Annotated in this window: 17 protein-coding genes, 1 other RNA gene and 2 pseudogenes; 5 read left to right on the top strand and 15 right to left on the bottom strand. The window is 63.1% G+C overall.

Translation table 11 applies throughout. From position 1 onward, the window contains the following. Positions 1-15: 15 nt before the first annotated feature. Together mnmG and J5I97_RS01520 are read right to left on the bottom strand one after the other, a co-directional pair. The gene (mnmG, locus tag J5I97_RS01515; RefSeq protein WP_208588553.1) at positions 16-1,917 is read right to left on the bottom strand and encodes a tRNA uridine-5-carboxymethylaminomethyl(34) synthesis enzyme MnmG; all 1,902 of its coding nucleotides are present in this window, start codon (positions 1,915-1,917) and stop codon (positions 16-18) included. A gap of 596 nt (positions 1,918-2,513) precedes the next feature. After that, the gene (locus J5I97_RS01520) at positions 2,514-2,987 is read right to left on the bottom strand and encodes a hypothetical protein (RefSeq protein ID WP_208588555.1); all 474 of its coding nucleotides are present in this window, start codon (positions 2,985-2,987) and stop codon (positions 2,514-2,516) included. 158 nt (positions 2,988-3,145) lie between these two features. Between J5I97_RS01520 and J5I97_RS01525 the strand changes: the two genes are divergently transcribed. The 3 genes and pseudogenes from J5I97_RS01525 to J5I97_RS01535 form a co-directional block, all read left to right on the top strand. Next, positions 3,146-4,105, top strand: a complete 960-nt coding sequence (locus J5I97_RS01525) for a pyridoxal-phosphate dependent enzyme (protein ID WP_208588557.1) — start codon at positions 3,146-3,148, stop codon at positions 4,103-4,105. Beyond that, positions 4,090-4,707 (top strand): YdcF family protein, encoded by a 618-nt coding sequence (locus tag J5I97_RS01530; protein ID WP_208588559.1) that lies wholly within the window; start codon positions 4,090-4,092, stop codon positions 4,705-4,707. The genes J5I97_RS01525 and J5I97_RS01530 overlap by 16 nt, the downstream gene beginning before the upstream one ends. Before the next feature lie 39 nt (positions 4,708-4,746). Beyond that, a pseudogene (locus J5I97_RS01535) lies at positions 4,747-4,848 on the top strand (isopropylmalate/homocitrate/citramalate synthase); the annotation flags it as partial. Between the two features lie 152 nt (positions 4,849-5,000). Here J5I97_RS01535 and lpxO read toward each other — a convergent pair. From lpxO to bioB, 7 genes and pseudogenes are all read right to left on the bottom strand, one after another. Continuing rightward, positions 5,001-5,906 (bottom strand): lipid A hydroxylase LpxO, encoded by a 906-nt coding sequence (gene lpxO / locus J5I97_RS01540; RefSeq protein ID WP_208588560.1) that lies wholly within the window; start codon positions 5,904-5,906, stop codon positions 5,001-5,003. 254 nt (positions 5,907-6,160) lie between these two features. Next, entirely contained in the window at positions 6,161-7,045 is an 885-nt protein-coding gene (gene bioC / locus J5I97_RS01545) for a malonyl-ACP O-methyltransferase BioC (protein WP_208588563.1), read from the bottom strand. Positions 7,046-7,349: 304 nt separating this feature from the next. Next, positions 7,350-7,910 (bottom strand): annotated as a pseudogene (locus J5I97_RS01550) (SDR family oxidoreductase); the annotation flags it as partial. Between the two features lie 44 nt (positions 7,911-7,954). After that, complete coding sequence (gene bioH / locus J5I97_RS01555) at positions 7,955-8,716, bottom strand: pimeloyl-ACP methyl ester esterase BioH (RefSeq protein WP_208588568.1); 762 nt, start codon at positions 8,714-8,716, stop codon at positions 7,955-7,957. 149 nt (positions 8,717-8,865) lie between these two features. After that, positions 8,866-9,147, bottom strand: coding sequence for a DUF7079 family protein (locus J5I97_RS01560; RefSeq protein ID WP_430541814.1), 282 nt, complete (start codon positions 9,145-9,147; stop codon positions 8,866-8,868). A gap of 140 nt (positions 9,148-9,287) precedes the next feature. Continuing rightward, positions 9,288-10,493, bottom strand: a complete 1,206-nt coding sequence (bioF, locus tag J5I97_RS01565) for an 8-amino-7-oxononanoate synthase (RefSeq protein WP_208588575.1) — start codon at positions 10,491-10,493, stop codon at positions 9,288-9,290. 33 nt (positions 10,494-10,526) lie between these two features. Next, entirely contained in the window at positions 10,527-11,618 is a 1,092-nt protein-coding gene (bioB, locus tag J5I97_RS01570) for a biotin synthase BioB (protein WP_208588578.1), read from the bottom strand. Positions 11,619-11,667: 49 nt separating this feature from the next. Between bioB and J5I97_RS01575 the strand changes: the two genes are divergently transcribed. Then, the gene (locus tag J5I97_RS01575) at positions 11,668-12,393 is read left to right on the top strand and encodes a ComF family protein (RefSeq protein ID WP_208588579.1); all 726 of its coding nucleotides are present in this window, start codon (positions 11,668-11,670) and stop codon (positions 12,391-12,393) included. Between the two features lie 180 nt (positions 12,394-12,573). Here J5I97_RS01575 and ubiA read toward each other — a convergent pair whose 3' ends face one another. Continuing rightward, positions 12,574-13,479 carry a 4-hydroxybenzoate octaprenyltransferase gene (gene ubiA / locus J5I97_RS01580; RefSeq protein ID WP_208588581.1) on the bottom strand — a complete coding sequence of 302 codons (906 nt, stop codon included), beginning with the start codon at positions 13,477-13,479 and terminating at the stop codon, positions 12,574-12,576. 156 nt (positions 13,480-13,635) lie between these two features. On the opposite strand from ubiA, the gene J5I97_RS01585 reads away from it, so the two are divergent. Continuing rightward, positions 13,636-13,711, top strand: a non-coding RNA gene (locus J5I97_RS01585) — sX9 sRNA. Positions 13,712-14,034: 323 nt separating this feature from the next. On the opposite strand, the gene J5I97_RS01590 is transcribed toward J5I97_RS01585, so the two are convergent. From J5I97_RS01590 to J5I97_RS01610, 5 genes are all read right to left on the bottom strand, one after another. Next, a complete protein-coding gene (locus J5I97_RS01590) occupies positions 14,035-14,631 on the bottom strand; it encodes a hypothetical protein (protein WP_208588583.1) in 597 nt (198 codons plus the stop codon). 1 nt (position 14,632) lies between these two features. Further along, positions 14,633-16,447: a S8 family serine peptidase gene (locus tag J5I97_RS01595; RefSeq protein WP_208588590.1), complete on the bottom strand. Its 1,815-nt coding sequence runs from the start codon at positions 16,445-16,447 to the stop codon at positions 14,633-14,635. A 111-nt stretch (positions 16,448-16,558) separates the two neighbouring features. Continuing rightward, positions 16,559-17,170, bottom strand: coding sequence for a hypothetical protein (locus J5I97_RS01600; protein WP_208588592.1), 612 nt, complete (start codon positions 17,168-17,170; stop codon positions 16,559-16,561). Between the two features lies 1 nt (position 17,171). Then, on the bottom strand, positions 17,172-18,938 hold the full coding sequence (locus J5I97_RS01605; protein ID WP_208591504.1) for a S8 family peptidase: 1,767 nt from the start codon (positions 18,936-18,938) through the stop codon (positions 17,172-17,174). Between the two features lie 777 nt (positions 18,939-19,715). Beyond that, positions 19,716-20,486, bottom strand: coding sequence for an IS5 family transposase (locus tag J5I97_RS01610; RefSeq protein ID WP_345776694.1), 771 nt, complete (start codon positions 20,484-20,486; stop codon positions 19,716-19,718). Positions 20,487-20,691: the final 205 nt, after the last annotated feature.

Genomic DNA, 20,691 nt, shown 5'->3' on the forward strand with positions numbered 1-20,691 from the left:
GCAACTACAAACCACTTACGCCACCTGACTGCGCCGCGCGCGCTCCAGATGCACCAGCAGCAGCGACATCGCCGCTGGCGTCATGCCCGGAATGCGCTGCGCCTGGCCGATGCTTTGTGGGCGCACGCGTTCAAGTTTCTGCTGCACTTCGATCGACAGGCCGCGCACGCTGGCATAATTGAAACCATCGGGAATCGGTGTGGTTTCATGCCGTTGCTGACGAGCGATATCGTCGCGCTGACGCTCCAGATAACCGGCGTATTTGGTACCGATTTCGACCTGCTCTGCCACCTGTGCGTCTTCCACGCCCGGCCCCAGCGTCGGAACCTGCATCAATGCCGCGTAGTTCAGCTCCGGGCGTTTGATGAGATCCAGCACGTTGGTTTCGCGGCTGACCTCCACGCCCAGCGTCTCGGCCACTTCGCGCCCCAAGGCATTGCCTGGTGTCGCCCATAGCGCCGACAAACGCGCGCTTTCGCGCTGTACGGCTTCCTGCTTGGCCGAAAACCGCGCCCAGCGTGCATCGTCGACCAGACCCATCGCGCGCGCCACGCCGGTCAGACGTGCATCGGCATTGTCCTCGCGCAGTTGCAACCGGTACTCGGCGCGGCTGGTGAACATGCGATATGGCTCTGTGGTGCCGTGGGTGATCAGATCGTCCACCAGCACGCCCAGATAGGCTTGGTCGCGACGCGGCGACCATGCCGGCAACGCCTGCACACGACGGGCCGCGTTGAGGCCGGCCAGCAATCCCTGTGCGGCGGCTTCCTCGTAACCGGTGGTGCCGTTGATCTGCCCGGCGAAGAACAGCCCGCCCACCGCCTTGGTTTCCAGCGAGGCCTTGAGCCCGCGCGGATCGAAGAAATCGTATTCGATCGCGTAGCCGGGGCGGGTGATATGCGCCTGCGCAAATCCGTGGATCGAGCGCACCAATGCCAGTTGCACATCGAACGGCAGCGAGGTGGAGATGCCGTTGGGATAGATCTCGGTCACCTCCAGGCCTTCGGGCTCGACGAAGATCTGGTGGCTGGTCTTGTCGGCAAAGCGCACCACCTTGTCTTCGATCGACGGGCAATAGCGCGGGCCGATGCCTTCGATCTGCCCCGAGTACAGCGGCGAGCGATGCAGTGCGCTGCGGATGATGGCGTGGGTCTGCTCGGTGGTGTGGGTGATCCAGCAGCTGACCTGACGCGGGTGGTCGCTACGTTGGCCCATGAACGACATCACCGGCAACGGGTCGTCGCCCGGTTGTTCGTGCATGACGCTGTAGTGGAGCGTGCGCCCGTCGATACGCGGCGGCGTGCCGGTCTTGAGCCGGTCGATCGCAAATGCCCGCTCGCGCAGGCGCGCGGCCAGCGTGGTGGCTGGCGGGTCACCCATGCGCCCGGCTGCATATTGGGTCTGGCCGACATGGATCTTGCCGGCCAGAAAGGTACCGGCGGTCAGCACCACCGAGGTCGCTTCGAAGCGCAGCCCGGTTTGGGTCATCACGCCACGAACGCTGTCGCCCTCGGCCGCGTTGTGGATGATCAGGTCGTCCACCGCCGCCTGGAACACGTTCAGGTTGGGCTGCGCCTCGACAACGCAGCGGATCGCATTCCGGTACAGATTGCGGTCGGCCTGGCAGCGCGTGGCCCGCACCGCCGGACCCTTGGAGGCATTGAGCGTGCGCCATTGAATGCCGGCCAGATCAGCCGCGCGTGCCATCGCTCCGCCCAGCGCGTCGATTTCCTTGACCAGATGCCCCTTGCCGATCCCGCCGATGGCTGGGTTGCAGCTCATCGCGCCCACCGTCTCGATGTTATGGGTCAGCAGCAAGGTGCGGGCGCCAGTGCGCGCGGAAGCCAGCGCGGCCTCGGTGCCGGCATGGCCGCCGCCGATCACGATGACGTCGTAGCGATAAAAAGAGTCGGACATGGACGTGGGAAGTAGTAAGGAGGAAAACGGCCGCGGAAGTATCGACTGAAAGGCGCTTGCGGGCCACCAATTGGATAAAAACGCGATGGAAATCGCACTTCAGAGTACTCGCACTCAAGTTGGCGTGTTTAGTGCGGATACCCCTATCGCACCCAATCGTGGCATTGCGACATGGGCGCACAGGCTGGAATTGGAACAGGGGCCAGCCGCGCGTGCGATGGGGTAGCGTAAGGATCGGTAGTCGGGGGACTACCGATCCTTATTTTTTTCTGCGATTCGGCGCCGCCGCCGGTGTTTTCTCACCAGGTTAATGCTTGCAGAGTTTGCACCGCGACACCACGACAAAAACATAAAGCCCCGCATGCCGTGGCTTTATGCATTCAAGGCGCCGATATCCGACAGGGCCGGAACAGGGGGGATCCAGATTTACCTGTCGGACATCGACATAAGTCTGTCAGTACATAAGTCGGTCAATGAGGCGGGCTTGGTCAAAAAGTAACGTAGCGGACACAGCACGGCATCTAGTTTGAGACCTGGTGCTGGCTGAACGCAAGCCCCCAATTTCTTCATCCGTGTGCTGCATCGCAGTCAGCTACTCAGGGAATCTGCTCGCCAGTGTTGCGTGGTGCCGTTTGCCGTTGGATCTCCCGGATCACCCGCGGTGGAGCTCCAATGCGTGGCGGTGGCCGCAACGGCGGAGCCTCGGTCGCCGGTAGGCGATTTGACTGTTTCGGGCGCGGACCATCGGGACGAGGACTGTTGTTGAACGAACCGTTTGGTCGTGAAGGTCGGTAATGCGGACGGCGGTCGCTCGGCGGGTAGTAGTAGCCACCGCCACCGCGGTAGACCAGATACACCGGGTAGTCATACAAGCCGATCGAGCCCGCGCCGTATTCATACGGAACCCCGTACGGGCTGCCGTAGGAATAAGGAGAGTAATCGGGCGGATAGCGATACTGTACAGCAGGAGCACCACGGTAATAGCCGCCCGACCCACCGCCAGCGTAGTCATAGGTTGCGCAGCCGCTCAGGGCCATAAGCCCGGCGGCGAAGATCAGACGTAATTTCATGGATAAGGGGCTCCTGCAACCATGCTCTCACTTTCGAACCGATGTATTGAATCGGTCCTTAACTGTGCGGCAATGTGGCGCTTTTTCGTCGATCCCGCATGCGCGGGCACTGTGCGTGCGACCCGTGGAGAGTTAAGGGATACGTTAATCTTGCAGGCATGATCGACCCGGTCTCTGTTACGCATTCCGACGTCCTGCAAGCCGCTGCGCGCATTGCGCCGCACTGCGCGCCGACACCGTTGCTGACCTCCCACAGCCTGGATGCACTCAGCGGTGCGCAGTTGATCTTCAAGGCAGAGCATCTGCAGCGCAGCGGTGCCTTCAAGTTCCGCGGCGCCTGCAACGCGGTATGGTCGTTGCCAACCGAGCTCGCTGCACGCGGCGTAGTCACGCATTCATCGGGCAACCACGGCGCCGCGCTGGCGCTCGCCGCGCGCAGCCGTGGCATCGGTTGCCATGTGGTGGTACCCAAGGGTGCGGTGGCGGCCAAATTGGCCAATATCTCCCGGCACGGCCCCACGCTGTGGCGGTGCGCCCCGACCATCGCCGCGCGCGAGCAGCTGTGCGCCGAGGTTCAGGCCAGCAGCAGCGTGGCGATAGTGCATCCATACACCGACCCTGCAGTCATCGCAGGGCAGGGCACTGCCACATTGGAGCTGCTGCATCAGAGCGGCGGACTCGACGTCCTGGTGGCACCGGTCGGCGGCGGTGGGCTGGCGGTCGGTGCGGCGCTGGCGCTGCAGTGCATGCCTGGTTGCGAACTGGTGCTGGCCGAGCCGAGCGGTGCGGCCGATACCGCGCGGTCGTTGGCGGCCGGCGAGCGGCTGGTCGACTTCGTGCCGGACACCATCTGCGACGGTCTGCGCGGCACTTTTGGTGCGCCGAACTTCGCGCTGCTGCAGGCTGCCGGTGCACAGGTCATTACGGTGGACGATGCCGCGGTGGTGTCGGCCATGCGGCTGATCTGGCAGATTCTCAAACAGGTGGTGGAGCCGTCGTCGGCGATTACTCTGGCTGCGGTGCTGGCTGACCCGGCGCGTTTCGCCGGGCGCCGGGTCGGACTGATCCTGTCCGGGGGCAACGTCGATCTGGACGCGCTGCCGTGGGCCGCGGCGTGAGCAGGCGGTCGCGCGGAATTTGCCTGTTGGGCTGGTGTTGGCGGTTGTGCATGCTGGCCCTGATTTGGCTGGTGGGCGTGGCGGGCTGGATCGTCTTCATCGGCGACCGCGACCAGGCCGCGCCGGCCGACGTGATTATCGTGCTGGGCGCGGCGGCCTACGACGCGCGCCCGTCGCCGGTGTTCGAGGAGCGCATCCGGCATGCGCTGGATCTGTACGCGCAGGGCTACGCGCCACGGATGTTGTTCACCGGTGGCTTCGGCCATGGCGCGCGCTTTGCCGAGTCGCAGGTGGCCCGCCGCTATGCGCTGCGCCATGGCATCCCGCCAGAAGCAATCGTGATCGAAACGGTCTCCCGCACCACCCGGCAAAACCTGGAGCAGGCCCGCACGCTGATGGCGCGCCACGGCATGCACCGGGCGATCATCGTCAGCGACCCGCTGCACATGGCGCGCGCACTGCGGCTGAGCCAGGAGCTGGGCGTGGATGCGCTGGCCTCGTCCACTCCCAGCACGCGCTTTCGCAGCTTCCATACCAGCTGGCGTTTCCTGTTGCAGGAGGTTTATTTCTTCCACCGCGATCTGTTGGTGCAAGGATCCTGATAGCGGGCCTATGATGCGGCTTTCACAGCGGCAGGTTCGAGCGCGCGCAATCGACAACGCGCCAACGGCCTTGTCCAGGCCTACTACGAGGCATTCAACCGTGGCGATTGGGGCGGCATGGTAGCGTTCCTGGCCGACGACTATGTGGTGCCGGGTCGACGCCCCCCGATTTTGAGTAGCGCCCCAGTTTGGAGTCCAATTCCCTACCCCAAGGAGATTGAAGGAGCGCGCTGGCGCGCGATGTGGCGTTACCGGCAACGCCTCATCGCGCTCCTGCAAAGCTGGTCTTGGCGTTACAGCAACACGATTCCGACCAACACCAGGATGAAGATGCTCCACTTGAGCACCTGGTATAGCGGGTTGTTGCGCTCCTTCAGCGCCTTGGCCTTTAGACGTCCGGCGTAGAAATAATGGAATACGCGATTGATGCCGCCGGTCTTGTCGCCTTCCTGGTTGGGTGAGGCACCGGCCGAGAGCAGGCTACGGCCGACGAAGCGGTTCACCGCGGCGGCCCAGCGCCAGCGCATTGGGCGCTCGATGTCGCAGAACAGGATGATGCGGTCCTGGTCGGTGTCGTTGCGCGCGTAGTGGATGTAGGTTTCGTCGAATATGGTCCATTCGCCATCGCGCCAGCTGTGGCGTTGACCGTCAACATCGATGAAGCAACGGTCGTCGTTGGGTGTAACCAGGCCCAGGTGCAGACGCATGGAACCGGCGAACGGGTCGCGGTGCGGGCGTAACTCGCTGCCTGGCGGCAATTGGGCGAACATTGCCGCCTTCACTGTCGGGATGGCGTGCAGCAGCGCGGTGGTCTGCGGGCACAACTCTGCCGCCGACGGGTGCGCGGTGCCGTACCACTTCAGATAGAAGCGCTTCCAACCACGGCGAAAAAAGGAATTGAAGCCGATGTCGGTATAGCCGTCGGCGGCGCGGATCTTCTGCATCTGCCGCAGCCGCAAGGCCTCATCGCGGATCAGCGACCAGTTGGCGCGCAACGGCGCCAGTTCCGGAAATTCTTTGCAAGGATCGATAAACGGCGTAGTCGGCACCCGTGAGCACAGATACATCAACGTGTTGATCGGTGCCATGAAGGTGGAATGGTCCAGCAGCTGCCGGCTAAGCCGGTGCCGCACGCGACCGCGGTAATGGATGTACAGCGCCGATGCGATGAACAGCGCGATGATGAGCCACTTGAACATGGGGAGGCCGATTGGGGAGCGGGAGACGCAAACGTAGGGGCGGCGACCGAAAACCGCGGCGCTCACCGTCGCGGCGTGCGGTGCCACTCCAGTCGGGGGGAGAGCAAGGCAAGCCGTCACAGGGGGTGCGGCTGTCAATTACCGAATTCTAGCAAGTGTCGCTGTCGAGTCTGTCCGATCGGCATTAGCGTGGGTCCAATACTTCGTGTCTCACCGGTACCGGCTGCGTCGCGATCGGCGATTTGCATCGCCGCTCAGTCGATCCGGCGGCGGATCGGGATCGAGGCCAACGGTATGCTGGCGATGTCGTGTCCATGTTCGCGGATGGGCGCACCCGGCGTCGGCGCCCAGGCGTGGGCGTAGATCACTTCCCAGGAACTGGGCAGGGCGCCATCCGGGCGTCGTAACGGTTCGTAGGCGGCGCTGGCCGCAGCAAAGCGGCCACGTCCGGTCAGGGTGGCGCGGCGGTTGCTGAGCGCGTTGGTGGCGCCCATCGCACGCAGTTCGCGCATCAGGGCGGGCAGGTCGTTGTAGGTGAGCGTGAACAGGTCGCGGTCCAGCACCGGGTCACGGAAGCCGGACATCAGCAAGGCGTCACCGAACTGGGCGATCGGCGGAAAGCGGCTGACGTGCGGGGCGGTGTCGGCCTGCGCGAAGGCCTCGCGCAGTTCGATCAGCGTCTGCGGGCCGAAGGTGGAGCACAGCAAAAGCCCGCCCGGTCGCAGCGCGCGGCGGAAGCCTGCGAATACCGCCGGCAGGTCTTCCACCCACTGCAGGCATAGATTGCTGAAGATCACATCTACGCTGCCATCGGCAATGGGCAGTGCGCGTGCATCGGCGCATACCTGCGCGAATGGCTTCCACCAACCGGCTGCCTTGCGCGCCTGGTGCAGCATCGGCATGGCCTGATCCAGCGCGATGACCTGGGCCTTGGGCCAGCGCTTGTTGATTGCGCTGCTGGCATGGCCCGGGCCGGCGCCCACATCCAGCACCACCTTGGGAATCTGCTCGCCCAGGTAGTCGAGCGATTCGAGCAGGCGCGTTTCCGCTTCGCGCTGTAGCGCGGCGGCGGCGAGATAGCTGCTGGCGGCACGCGCAAAGGCGCGCCGGACGTGGCGGGGGTCGAGAGTACTGTTCATTAGAGGCGTTATTGTCGCCGCTGCGCGCGGCGGAGGGAATCGATGTGTTGCGCAGGCCCACCACCATGCATCCGGTGGGTCTGGAGGTAGTTGCTGTGGCGCGCCACCGGCCACCAACGCATCTCATCCCAAAGTGCACAACACGCTCTCTAATGGCGCAAATCGCGGAACGATCCCCAGCTGAAGGTGCCGATGCTGACCATGATCAACACCAACACCAACACCGGTTGCAGGCGACAGGGCCGGTGGCGTGGAATGCAACTGCGTGCGCACACGCAACTTCTAGAAGGTACCTGGATAGCTGCCAGCTGCCGCCATCGATCAGCAGGTTCTGCCCGGTGATATAGGTGGCCTGAGCGCTGCACAGAAACGCGCAGGCTGCGCTGAACTCGTCCGGCTCGCCGAAGCGCCTGGCCGGAATGCCTGCACGCTTGCGCTCGGCGACGTCTTCGGCTGTGCTGCTTTGTTGTTGTGCGATGGCGGCGAAATTGCCGCGCAGCCGGTCGGTGGCGAACTGGCCGGGCAGCTTGGCGTCCAATGCGCGCAGCCGATCCTAGCGCTCCCACTGGCGGAAATCGCCAGGCGGCGGACCACTGGTGGTGTTGATCAGGATGTCCACCTGCGGGCAGGCGGCGAGCGCGTCGGTGCGCCCTTGCGGTGTGGCGATGTAGGCCACCGCGCTGCGCACCTCGCCTGCACCCGGAAGCGCACGCAGCGCGTCGGCAGCCTGTTCCAATGCATCGCGGCCACGCGCCACGATCACCACCTCGACGCCTTCGCTGACCAATGTGCGTGCACAGCCCAATCTCCAACCTTTGCTAGCGGCGCACGCCAATGCCCGACGTCCGGCGATTCCTAAATCCATGCGTTTCTCCCTCGATCATCGATGCCGCACGATCGGTGCTCTGCTCAAGGCAGGGACGCAACGAAGCGTTGCAGTGCCTCGGCGACCTGCTCGGCGTGGCCGAGAAACGGTGCGTGACCGCCGCCGGTAATGGTGAGTGCCTGCGCCTGCGGAGCCAGCGCAGCAGCAGCATGCACGCCGGCGGCCGGGACCAGGCGATCGCGTTGTCCGGCAATCCACAGACTGGGGCGTGCAAGCTGTTGGAGTGCGCGGCGCAGGTCGGTGCGTTCCAGCAGGCTCAGGCCTTGTTGCAATGCCTCGGCAGCCGGTTCGCCGCGCGCAGTGAGCGTTTCGCGCAGGCTGCGCAACTCGGAGCGTGCGTGTGCCGAGCCCATCGTGTCCAGCGCAATAAAACGCTCCAGCGTGCCGTGAAAATCACGCAATAAGTCTTGGCCGAATTGCACGAATATGTCGCGTTCGACCGCATCGAGCCAATCGTTGCCTTTTACGAAGCGCGGGGTGGCCGCGATCATCGCCAGCCCACGCACCTGCGGTTGGGTGGCTGCGGCATGCAGCGCGAACAATCCGCCCAGCGACCAGCCGATCCACACCGCTGGCGGTATCGCCGCGGCGATTTCCGCGACCACGTACGGCAGTGCCAGCGGCGTGCTGTCCTCGCGGCTGAAACCGTGCCCAGGCAGATCCACCAGATGCACTTGATAGTGCGGTGTCAGGCGCTCCACCAGCGGTGCGAATACGCCGCCATGCAGTGCCCAACCGTGCAGAAAAACCAGCGCAGGCCCTTGGCCGATGACATCGATATGCATGCGGGGATTGTCGCTGATTGTCGCTGACCGGCGCATGGGTCAGTGCGTGTGGGTCGATGTGTCTTGCGTCAGCGCGTGGAGCTTGCGCGTAGCGCGCCGATCTTCGGTGCGTGCCAGTCCCATTGCGTATGCGCATAATCGCGCCAACATCAACGGTCCGGCCAGCGCCAGCGGCGTGCATGCCGCGCGGCGATCGCGGCGGCCATCCCTTCCGGATCGAATCCATCCCACACGCTGGCCATGCTGCGCAAATCGCCGATCAACAGCGGATGCACCGCGTACGACACCATCGTGCGCAGTTGCGCCAGCGGGAATGGAGAGGCGGCCAAGATCTGCATAATGCTGTCGTGCTGGTTGTCGCATCCGCTGTCCAGATACAGCGGCAACAAGGCTTCCCGCACGCGGCGTTGTGCTGGTGTGGGTGTCGTCATGTTTGGAATGGCTAACGACACGTCAGCGATGAGCTTTCAGGTGAGCGCATGTGGTGCGCAGGGACTGCATGGAGGGACCATGTCGCCTCGATACCGTTGCACCGCGCTCGCCCGCTGCGCTGTCGTTCTGACAGTCGTCCTCAGTCAGACACACGCAACGGCTGCCGGCTTACCACATCGCGCGCCTGCACGATCGCCTCGATCAGCGCCTGCACTTGTTGCGGCGTATGCAATGCAGACAGAGTGACGCGCAGGCGCGCCTTGCCTTCTGGCACGGTAGGCGGACGAATTGCGCCAACCATGAAACCGGACTGTTCCAGCGCAGCGGACATTGCCATCACGGTCGCATCTTCGCCGCACAGCAAGGGCTGGATCGGCGTATCGGACGCCATCAGTTCGAAACCATGCCGACGCGCGCCATTGCGGAAAGTGCCGATCAGCTCGACAAGTCGCGCACGCCGCCAATCGTCGCGACGCGCCAAGCGCACCGCCGCCAACGTTGCAGCGACCTGCGCCGGCGGCAACGCAGTGCTGTAGATGTATGGGCGCGCGGTTTCGGCCAGATGACGCACCAGCGCTTGCTCGCCGACCACCACCGCTCCATACCCGCCCAGTGCCTTGCCCAGCGTCACTAATTGTAGGGGCACTTCGGCCACACCGAGTCCGGCATCGGCCACGCAGCCGCGCCCTTGCGGACCGAGCACGCCCACGCCGTGTGCATCGTCGACATAGAACAACGCTTCCTGCATGCGTGCGACCAAGCTCAACGCACGCAGCGGCGCGACATCGCCATCCATGCTGAAAACTCCATCGCTGGCCAGTATCGCCGTACCGTCGGGCGACCCTTTGAGTTGACGCATCGCACCTCCCACATCCAGATGCGGATAGCGCCGCAACCGGCAGCCGGCCAGGCGTGTGGCATCGAGCAGGCTGGCGTGATTGAGCCGGTCCTGCACGCAGACATCGTCTTCTTCGCTAAGCAAGGCTTGCTGCACGGCCAGATTGGCGATGAAGCCGCTGCCTAACAACAAGGCCGACGGATAACCCAACCATTGGGCAATCTCGCGCTCCAGCATTTCGTGCGCGGTGTGGTGGCCGCAGATCAGATGCGAGGCGGTCGCGCCGGCGCCATCGCGCGCCGCGGCGTCTTGCAGCGCTGCGATCACTTCGAACTGCTGCGACAGACCCAGATAGTCGTTGGAACAGAAACCGGTCAGCCAGCGGCCATCGATTTCCAACCGCACGCCATCGCGGCGGCTCACTTGACGCCGCACCCGCACCCGTTCTTGAGCAACACGCAATGTGCGCAGCGACGAAATCCGTTCGTGCAGATCGGGGCGAGCCATGGGGTCGGTCAACAACGAAGAAGGGCCGCTAGGCTAGCGTGCCGGGCTCAGTGCGCCCAGCCGACACCGACGACCGGTGCCGGAGTCGCGATCGGGCGGCGTGCTCGCAAGCGGCACTACGGTGATGTCGGCATGCACGGTGCCGTGGTGGTCGTGCTCGGCAGCGTCGACGGTCACCTGCATCGGGCGCAGGCCCAGGCGCTGGAACAGCGCCAGGTCGCGTTCGGTGTCTGGGTTGCCGGTGGTGAGCAGTTTTTCGCCGTAGAAAATCGAGTTTGCGCCTGCCAGGAAGCATAGCGCCTGCAGTTCGTCGCTCATCGCTTCGCGGCCCGCCGACAGGCGCACCATCGACTTGGGCATGCTGATGCGGGCGACGGCGATCATGCGGACGAACTCGAACGGATCCAGTTGCTGGGTGCCATGCAACGGGGTGCCGGCGACTTGCACCAACTGGTTGATCGGCACCGAGTCCGGATGCGCCGGCAGCGTCGACAGCGCCAGCAGCAGGCCGATGCGGTGTTCACGCGTTTCGCCCATGCCCACGATGCCGCCGCAGCAGGTTTTCAAGCCGACATCGCGCACATGCTCCAGCGTGTTGAGGCGATCCTGATACTGGCGGGTGTGGATGATCGAGTCGTAGTAATCCGGCGCGGTGTCCAGATTGTGGTTGTAGTAGTCCAGCCCGGCATCCTTGAGCGCGCGCGCCTGGCCGGCGTCGAGCATACCGAGCGTGGCGCAGGTTTCCAGGCCCATCGCCTTGACCTCCCGGATCATCGCTGCGACCTTGGGGATGTCGCGCTCCTTGGGGGAGCGCCAGGCTGCGCCCATACAGAAGCGCGACGCACCGGCGGCCTTGGCCTGTCGCGCTTTGGCGACGACTTCTTCGGTTTCCATCAGTTTCTGCGCGGTCACGCCGGTGTCGTAGCGCTGCGCCTGCGGGCAGTAAGCGCAGTCTTCCGGGCAGCCGCCGGTCTTGACCGACAGCAGCGTGGACACCTGCACCTCGGCTGGATCGAAGTGAGCGCGGTGCACGCCGGCGGCGCTGTGCAGCAGCTCCGGGAACGGCAGATCGAACAGCGCCTGCAGCTCTTTGCGATCCCAGTCATGGCGGACGACAACAGACATCGGAGTTTCCTGACGGTCAGCGGCTTGGAAGCCAGGCAGTCTGGTGAGCATGGAAGATACTGTCAACTTCAATGAGGTGCGATCGGTTTACAAGTGGCCGCGACGGATGTTGCGGCTGCTGCTGCCGAGCTTGTGCCTGGTCTGCGCAGAAGCCGGCACTGCCGATTACGATCTGTGCCTCTCGTGTCGTGCCGCCTTGCCGGATCACGGCCACGCCTGCCCGTGCTGCGCCACCCAGCTGTATGACCCCGATGGGGTGGCGCTGTGCGGGCAATGCCTGCAGCATCCTCCGCCGCTGCAGCGTGTGCATGCGTGCTTTACCTATCGCTGGCCGGTGGACGGTTTGCTGCGGCGTTTCAAGTTTCATCAGGACTTGGCGGCGGGCCGGCTGCTCAGCGAGTTGATGGCCAAACGCTGTGCGGGCCTGCCACGCCCGCATGCGCTGGTGCCGGTGAGCCTGCATCGGCAGCGCTTGCGTCAGCGTGGATACGATCAGGCGCTGGAGCTGGCCAAGCCGCTTGGCCGCGCGCTGCAACTGCCCTGCCTGCCATTGCTGCAACGTGTGCGCGCGACCGCGCCGCAATCCGAATTGGATGCGACCGAGCGCCAGCGCAATCTGCGCGATGCCTTCGTCGCGCGTGGCGCGTTGCCGGCGCATGTGGCTTTGGTGGATGACGTGATGACCACCGGCGCGACCTTGCATGCTGCTGCGCAGGCATTGCGTCGTGCGGGTGTGCAGCGGGTGGATGCGTGGGTGTGTGCACGGGTGCCGTGAGGACGAGGACGAGGCTTCGCCTGTACCCTCACCGCAACCCCTTATCCTCTATATTCTCTTTACGATTCTGAGCGGCCGCGGGAGGAAGTGAGGTCGCCACGCCGGACTCTCCTGGCAAATGCCCGAACAGTTGCTGGAGTTGGCACGCTTGATGCGCGCGTGCCGACGATGATGGCGCACCTAGCGCAACGCCAGCGAGGCAGCGATGCTGACGAAGATTGCCACGCCAATCCAGTTGTTGTGCAGGAAAGCGCGGAAGCAGGGGCCGCGTTCGCGATGGCGGGCGATGTAGAATTCATAGATCACCAGCAGCGCTGCGATGCCCAGGCCTGCCCAATACGCCGTGGTGAGTTGTGCGCGCAGGCCTACCAGTGCCAAGGTTGCAAACATCAGCCCATACAGCACGCCTTGTGCGACCAGGTCGAACTTGCCGAACAGGATGGCGGTGGATTTGCTGCCCATGCGAATGTCGTCTTCGCGGTCGACCATGGCGTACCAGGTATCGTATGCAGTCGCCCACAGGATATTGGCCGCGTACAGCAGCCACGCAAGCAGCGGCACGCTGCCTTGCACTGCGGCAAAACCCATCGGGATGCCCCAGCCGAATGCCATGCCCAGATAGACCTGAGGCAGGTGGGTGTGGCGTTTGAGATAAGGATAGCTGGCGGCCAGGAACACGCCGGGCACGCTCAGCGCCACGGTCAGCCAGTTGAGGGTGAGCACCAGCGCGAACGCCACCAGCATCAGTGCGATGAATAACCATAGCGCTTCGCGTCCGGAAACCGCACCAGCGGCCAGCGGACGCGACTTGGTACGCTCCACGTGCGGGTCCAGCCAGCGGTCGGCATAGTCGTTGATCACGCAGCCGGCCGAGCGGGTCAGCCAGACCCCGGCGGTGAACACCAACAGCGTCCACAGCGGCGGCATGCCGTCTGCGGCCAGCCACAATGCCCACCAGGTAGGCCAGAGCAGCAACAGGCTGCCGATCGGGCGGTCGCCACGCACCAGCTTCCAGTATTGACCCAGTCGCAGCGGCCACGTCAGCGCGGACGCTGCGGGTATCTGTTCAACACCATGCTTGCTCATGTGGCAAAGAGTAGCAGCGCGGCTCGGCTGTGGTCATGCCTCGCCTGGAGATTGCGCCGCGTCGTGTGCCTGTACTGACCTCCCAAAGTACTTAGAGTGGCTAACAAAACGACTGCGCTCACCGCCACGCGGGCGCGGCCGGTGATCGGAATCGGCATGTACCACGCGTACACTGCGGTTCCTGGGCGCCGTCCGCACCCAATTGGCGACTGTTCGCTACGCTTTGTTAGCCACTACCAAGCGGGCACGATTACGTCTTGATTGACCGTCACCATCAACGTGGGCTTATCGGCACCGCCTGCAGGGACGGTGCTGGTGCTGCGCGCTGCTCGGCCAAGCGTGATGACATCGGGTTCACGCCTGCCGGCATCCCGACATTGCCCGCAGCGCCAGCGCGGCGCGCAGCGGGCGGGTCGTTGCGCGGGCCGGCCTGTGCCTGGCGTTGAATTCTGGCGCCGGGGACAAGTCTGAAGTTGTGTCGCCGCTACTGAAACGCTGTTCATGAAGCGCTGCAAGCGCACCTTGCAACACAACAGCCGCAACACAGCAGTAGCGTCACAACAGCTGCGCAGCCCGTTGAATCACCTCGGGCATGATCGCACCCACGCCCTTGCTGCCCTGCAATTGCTTGCAGGTGTCCAATGCAGTGGCCACCGAATCGTAGCCGATCATCGCGCTGCCATCGATGTCGGATGCGTAGATCAATTTGCCGCCGGTCCGTGTGGCAAGTGCACGCGCAACCGCGGGCGTGGTGTCGAACAATTTGATCGAGGTACCGAGCAAGGTCAGCTGGCCGGTCCGTGTCTCGATCGCGGCGGCCACGGTCGGCTGCTGTCCACTAGGACGGACGGCCGATGCCGCGCGCGCCGCAGTCGCGTTGTCAAGATAAATGGCATAGCGATCGAAGCGTGCCAGCGGTGTGTCCGCAGTTGTCTGTGCGGTCGACAGCGATTGCGAGCTGGTCGTCGCACGTGCAGCCTGAACGGGACGCACCACCGCACCGGGAATTAGCCGGAAACTTGTGCGGCCTACCGCAATGGTCTGCCCGGTGGCGGCATCGTGCAGGTGTTTGCTGCCCAGGCTCTGTGCCGAAGCAGCAGTGGACACGCTAGCGGCAACGACCAACAGCAGGGGAATCAGAGATGTCTTCATATCAGTGGCCCACCACGCGCATTTCGAACTCCTGAAGTTGTTCCTTGCCCTTGTCGGCGAGCATGTCGTTGACCTCCAACGTCCAGCGCCCGGCCGAGGATTCGTCCAGGAAGGCATTGCTGGAGGTCAGCCAGACCACCGTGCCATCCGGGCTCGTGTCGAGTGTGGAAAATGGCGTCATCACCGTACTGCGCGTGCCGCTGGGCGATACCAGCACCACCCGCAGATTGCTCGGATCCTTGTGCGTGGTCGAGAAGTACAGCTGCACCCCTTCCACCTTGAAAGACTGCGTGATGTTCAACGACAACCTGGCGGGCGCAGCGACACCGCCAATAGTGCTGCTCTTGCCCGCGTACACCCTCCACTTGGTGTCCTGCATCGCAGGCAGCGAGGTGAAGTGCATGGAACGTTCCACCGCCGCCGCCGCATCGACCAGCCCGAAGCCGTACCAGTTGCTGAAACGGTGATCAGCAGCATTGGTGATCCACCCTGGCTCGATCACCGTGCCTTTGTAAACGGCCTTGGGCTGGTTGGGATCGACCTGGACTGCGGTCGTGGCAAGAATGTATTTGACATCGCGCAGCGTCAGTTGCGGGTTGGCGCTCAGCATCAACGCGGCAACGCCTGCCACGGTGGGTGCGGAGGCAGAGGTGCCATTCATGCGTGCGCTGTAATTGCACGATGCATCGATCTTGGAGCGGCTGGTATCGAGTCCGTTTTGTGGTGCACGGTTGCGATCACGATTGTTACCGGCGGTGCAGCCGCTCAGATCGGTAGTGACGATCGCCGGCGAAAAGAATGGCTGCGGGCCCTGCGCATTGAGAATTCCATAGACCTCCTTGAAGGTCTCCGGATGCGGATCGAAGCGACGCTGGAAGCCGAACTCGCCCGAGAGCCCGGACACCCACAACGCTGATCCAGGCGACGAGTAACTCGCGCGTACCCCGTCGGCATTGACGGCACCGACGACGATCATGGTCGTCAAACTGTTGATGTAGTCGATATTCGCACTGCTGCAACCAACCCCGAGCTGCCGCGTCCGGTCGGCGCAGCGGTCGATCAGTTTGCCCTGCGCATCCACATCGATCAGCGTATTGAAATCGTTGCCTGCCGACTTGACGTAGATGCCACCTTTGCCGCCCCGCTGGGCCTGCATCAGCGTTTCAAGCGAGCGTTGTTCGTTGGTGTCGCTGAATGGATAGGACGGCGCGGAGACGCCGAAGCTGTTGTTGAACACGTCCATGCGACGCCCCTCGTGCCCATCGCCCCACGCGTAGCGAATATCGACGTATTGCTTGCTGCCATCGGTTTCAGCGATCGCGTTGAAGCCGGCCAGGCCGGCGTCCGGCGCAACACCGCGCCCGCCAATGTTGTTCCATCCGCGCTCGGCGATAATGCCGGCGACCGCAGTGCCGTGGTTGCTGTCGATCTCGTCCGCAGGCGGGGTGGGGTTGTTGGAGTCCTTCAAGAAGTTATGCGACCCGCCGGCGACGATGTTGTCGACAAGATCCTCGTGCGCGATCTCCAGGCCGTCATCGATGACGGCGACATTGACGCCTGCACCGCGGATGCCGAGCGTGTGCAGGATGTCCACGTCCAGGTCCACGCCGGGCACGGGGCGGCTGTCGCCGATCACCGGCTGACCTTGATTGAGCAGATGCCATTGGTAGTGCAATAACGGGTCGCTGGCCTCCTTCGCATTGATCGGTGGGTTGACACCGGTCGGGGTTGCCGCATTCGCTGCGAGCGAAGAAAGACAAAGCGCCAGCACGCAAGCGCAATGCAGCGGTAGGCGCCGCAGAGTAGAGGTTGTCATGGTGGGTTGTCGGTAAATGGATAGGACGAGTCTTGCAGGGTGTCGGCGACATCGACTGTCATGCCGCTCGGCATAGCAAAGGCCGCAGGTGTCAGCCTGCGGCCGTCGCGCTCACATCGGTTGCCTGATTGCCTGCATCACCACCAGCGATGCCTGCGCAACGCCACTGCTGTGTTGCAGGCTGGGCAGCGCACGTTGCGCTTTTTCTACCGATGGATAGACGATGACCGCGCTGCCGTCCACGGTCGAGGTATAAGCGATGGTCCCGCCGGTGCTGCTCGCAAGCGACCTCGCAGTTGCAGGCGTGGTGCCGGTGAGTTTGACGTGTGGGTTGACCAGCACCACACGGCCGTTGCGCTCGTTCACTGCAGCGGCAATGCTGCGTTCTGCGGTGGTGGAGAGACTGCGCGCCGCGCTTGCGGGTGCATCCAGTATTACGGCATACGGCCCGATGCGGGCGGCAACCTTGCCATTGGGGAATGCGCTCGCCATCCGTGCATGCGCACCGCCAGCCGATCCATGCGCTGTTGTTGCAGCGTCCAGCTGCAGGTTCTCGGTCACGACCGTGCCGGGCAGCATGCGGAACATGTCCGGGCCGGATTGAAAGCGCTCGCCCGTGGCTGCCGTTTGCAGGGCTTGGGCATCCATGTATTGGGATGCATGCGCGGCACCGATGGAGGCGATGGAAAGCGTCAGTACACAAGCAACGATCATCGGTTTCATGTCAGTGCCCCAGGATGCGAAGTTTGAAGGCGTTGAGTGCAACGGTGGTCCTGGGCTCGCTCATGTCGGTGACTTCCAAGGTCCAGACCCCGCGTGATGCCTCATCCAGAAACGCATTGCTGGAAGTGAGGTCGATGTAGAAGCCGGTCTTTGCATAGGGGGCCGGATCCAATGCGGAGAAGGGCGTGGCGACTACGCTGCGTGTCCCGCTCGGCGACACCAGAACCACCCGCAGGTTGGAGGGTGTCTTGTGCGCGGAATGCAGCGATAGTTGTACCGCTTCGACCTTCATCGCCTGCTGGATACGGATGCGCAGTTTCCCCGGCCGCGCCGGCCCACCGATCTGGCTGGCCGCATCGGTGGAGCTCACCCACTGCGTGTCGCGTACAGGCGGCAGCGGTGTGAAGTGGCTCGCCTTGTAGACAGCCGCAGCTGCATCGGCCAAACCGAAGCCGTACCAGTTGCTGAAGCGATGTCCTGCCGCGTTGGTGATCCATCCCGGATCGATCACGCTGCCCTGATAGACCACAGGCGGTTGCCACGGGTCGATCTGGCGCGCAGTTGTCGCAAGAATGTATTTGACGTCACGCGCGCTCAGGCTGGAATTGGCGCTGAGGATCAGCGCAGCGACGCCGGAGACGGTGGGCACGGAGGCCGAGGTGCCGTTCATGGTGGCGCTGTAGTTGCACGATGGGTCGATCTTGGACTTGCTGCCGTCCAAGGCATTGTCGACCGTGGTGGGATCGTCCGCGTTGTCGCCTGCGGCGCAGCCGCTGAGGTCGGTGGTGACGATGGCCGGGTCGTAAGCGAATGGTGCGAACTCCGGCGGAAGACTGGACGCCGCATCGGGAGAGAACTTGCGTTGATAACCGAATTCACCGCCAAGACCGGAGACCCACAAGGCAGAGCCTGACGAGGAATACGAAGCGTGCTCGCCCTTGGCATTGACGCTGGCCACAACAATGGTGCCGGGCAGATTTGTTAACGGGTCGACGTTAGCCAATATGCAGCCGACGTTCAGTGTGCGCGATAGTTCGCTACAGAGGTTGACGATATTTCCGTTTTCGTCTACTACGCTCAGGTCCCTGAATTTATTGCCCGCCGACTTGATGTAAATGCCGCCAAGACCGCTGCGCGTCGAGCGCATCAAGGTTTCCCATGCGCGACGTTCCTCATCGGAGATGTCTAAATAAACGGTTGCAACCGTCCCCCAGCTATTGTTGAATACATCGATATTGCGTGCCTCTGGCCCATCACCCCACGCATACCGGACGCTTGCGTCGTTATTGGACGAAGCGCGTGCAAGGAAATCGAATCCTGCCAGCAGTACTTCCGGCGCCACGCCGCGCCCACCGCGGCCGTTCCAGCCGACCGCACCGATGATGCCGGCGACAGCGGTGCCGTGGCCATTATCAGGGTCGATAGGCGTGGTGTCGTGCGATCCATCGCCGAAGTTGTGCGAGCCGTTGGGCAGGATGTTGTCGGACAGATCTTCGTGACCCAGCTCCAATCCGTTATCTACCACGCCGACCCGCACGCCGCGACCGCGGATGTTCAAGGCGTGCAGGATTTCCACATCCATATCGACGCCAGGCACCGGGCGGCTGTCGCCGATCACTGCCTGTCCCTGATTGAGCAGATGCCATTGGTAGCGCAGCAATGGATCGTTGGAGTTGGAGCTGGAGTTGGCATTGACAGCCGTAGCCGTCACCGGTGCTGCGGCCAGCGCCGAGGGTGGCGCGCTGCCGATCAGGAGGGCGCCGATCAACAGGGCGAGAGGTCGCCTGAGAAAAGAGTTCATTCCGTTTGGTTCCAGTCAAAGGGTAGGCACGGTCGAAGCGACACAGTCCTCGTTCCGGCCAATGGGGCGATCGGCCGTTGCAGCTGCTCCATCCAACCTAGCTCGCGCCTATGAAGTCCGAGTCTGTGGAGCCAGAAGATGTGTTGGGAGCGAAGACCCGGCGCTATTGGCCGGTTTAGGAAAAGTCCGTCAAGCATTAAAGCCGTCTAGACGCATGTTGCATTGCAGGCTGGCCACAGTGGCCGACATTGCGGGTCGATTGCTCGGTGAATGATGAAAGAATGCCTAGAGGCGGCGACAGGAGTCATGTTCGTTTATCCCAAAAAGTCACGTAACGTATCTTTACAGAAGTTGGAATGGTGCCACTAGATCATCCATCGGCTCCCCTGTGCGCAGCCGATATTGGCGATTGCGTCAGCATCGCCAATGCCTCGATTAGAAAGTGGGCAATCCCCGCCTGCAAGGCATGCGATATATGGTATCTATGTGACACGCTGCGCATTTTATGGCTGGCATGATACGTTGCGCGCTACATACGAAGTTTTCGGTATGAAACTGGCAGCGGCACTTCGTGATGCCATTGATATCGATCAATACAAAACATCGCGATGCGTCGATCTGCTTCGCATGCGAGTCGGTTTGCAAGACGCATGATGTCTATTGCGCACAGTGCATGCGCAGCGCAAAGGCGACACACGCAGGCGGCTTTTCTAAGAGCGGCTAACAAAACCGAGGAAGAGGCCGTCAGCAGATGATGGAGCAAGCAAGCCAGAGCAACGCCAAGTGGAGATCGATGCGGCGTTCAAAGCGGATGCGCAGTTTGCCCAGGCCTGCGAACCAGGCATGCGTGCGCTCGACGACCCAGCGATGACGGCCCAACCGGTCATTGCGCTCAATGCCCTTGCGTGCGATCCGCGCAATGATGCCGCGCTGCTTGAGGGAGGTGCGACACCGTTCGATGTCGTAGGCTTTGTCGGCATGCAGTTTGCTTGGCCCGCGACGCGGGCGCCCTGGTTTTGCGGAGATAGCAGGCAAGGCATCAAGCAACTCCTCAAACACGACCGAGTCGTGCCGATTGGCGCCGGTGACGCACACCGCCAAGGGCACGCCGTTGCGATCGACGATCAGATGCCGTTTGCTGCCGCGTTTGCCGCGGTCGGTCGGGTTTGGCGCGGTGTAGGCGCCCCCCGGGGGGAGGCCACACTGGCGGCGTCCAGACTTGCTCGGCTCAGATCCAGCGTCTGGGCGCGACGTCGCTCGGCCAGCAACACCTGATGCAGACGATTGATGCAGACGATGCCACACACCTGCGGCCTGCCAATCACGCAACCGGCGCCAGCAGGTCATGCCGCTGCCATAACCGAGTTCCACAGGCAGGTCTTCCCATGGCACGCCCGTGCGCAGGACATAGACAATGCCGTTGAGGGCTTGCTGATCACTGATACGCGGCCGTCCACCTTTGGACGAACGCTTCAGTTGCGCAATCAGTGGCTCGATGCGCTTCCACAGCGCAATGGCGGATCTCTTTGCGACGTGTCATGTCCGCAATTTTGCCGCCGGTGAGACAATATTCAATGGGTTTTGTCAGCCGCTCTTAAGCAGCCTTGCCGGTGAATTGCTCCATCAACAACCAACGACATCGACGTCCATGCCGTAAGGTGTTTTCCACCGATTGCGATATCGGTATAAAGCTTGAGCAATCTGCGGCGAATGTGCGATC

The sequence above is a fragment of the Xanthomonas fragariae genome (genome assembly GCF_017603965.1).
GTDB lineage: Bacteria > Pseudomonadota > Gammaproteobacteria > Xanthomonadales > Xanthomonadaceae > Xanthomonas > Xanthomonas fragariae_A.

What these genes read in the sequence shown, in the direction of transcription:
- J5I97_RS01560 (WP_430541814.1), bottom strand. Translation starts at nt 9,147, where the DNA reads ATGACGACACCCACACCAGCACAACGCCGCGTGCGGGAAGCCTTGTTG.
- mnmG (WP_208588553.1), bottom strand. Translation starts at nt 1,917, where the DNA reads ATGTCCGACTCTTTTTATCGCTACGACGTCATCGTGATCGGCGGCGGC.
- J5I97_RS01600 (WP_208588592.1), bottom strand. Translation starts at nt 17,170, where the DNA reads ATGAAACCGATGATCGTTGCTTGTGTACTGACGCTTTCCATCGCCTCC.
- bioH (WP_208588568.1), bottom strand. Translation starts at nt 8,716, where the DNA reads ATGCATATCGATGTCATCGGCCAAGGGCCTGCGCTGGTTTTTCTGCAC.
- bioB (WP_208588578.1), bottom strand. Translation starts at nt 11,618, where the DNA reads ATGTCTGTTGTCGTCCGCCATGACTGGGATCGCAAAGAGCTGCAGGCG.
- J5I97_RS01525 (WP_208588557.1), top strand. Translation starts at nt 3,146, where the DNA reads ATGATCGACCCGGTCTCTGTTACGCATTCCGACGTCCTGCAAGCCGCT.
- bioC (WP_208588563.1), bottom strand. Translation starts at nt 7,045, where the DNA reads ATGAACAGTACTCTCGACCCCCGCCACGTCCGGCGCGCCTTTGCGCGT.
- J5I97_RS01575 (WP_208588579.1), top strand. Translation starts at nt 11,668, where the DNA reads ATGGAAGATACTGTCAACTTCAATGAGGTGCGATCGGTTTACAAGTGG.
- bioF (WP_208588575.1), bottom strand. Translation starts at nt 10,493, where the DNA reads ATGGCTCGCCCCGATCTGCACGAACGGATTTCGTCGCTGCGCACATTG.
- J5I97_RS01520 (WP_208588555.1), bottom strand. Translation starts at nt 2,987, where the DNA reads ATGAAATTACGTCTGATCTTCGCCGCCGGGCTTATGGCCCTGAGCGGC.
- lpxO (WP_208588560.1), bottom strand. Translation starts at nt 5,906, where the DNA reads ATGTTCAAGTGGCTCATCATCGCGCTGTTCATCGCATCGGCGCTGTAC.
- ubiA (WP_208588581.1), bottom strand. Translation starts at nt 13,479, where the DNA reads ATGAGCAAGCATGGTGTTGAACAGATACCCGCAGCGTCCGCGCTGACG.
- J5I97_RS01595 (WP_208588590.1), bottom strand. Translation starts at nt 16,447, where the DNA reads ATGACAACCTCTACTCTGCGGCGCCTACCGCTGCATTGCGCTTGCGTG.
- J5I97_RS01590 (WP_208588583.1), bottom strand. Translation starts at nt 14,631, where the DNA reads ATGAAGACATCTCTGATTCCCCTGCTGTTGGTCGTTGCCGCTAGCGTG.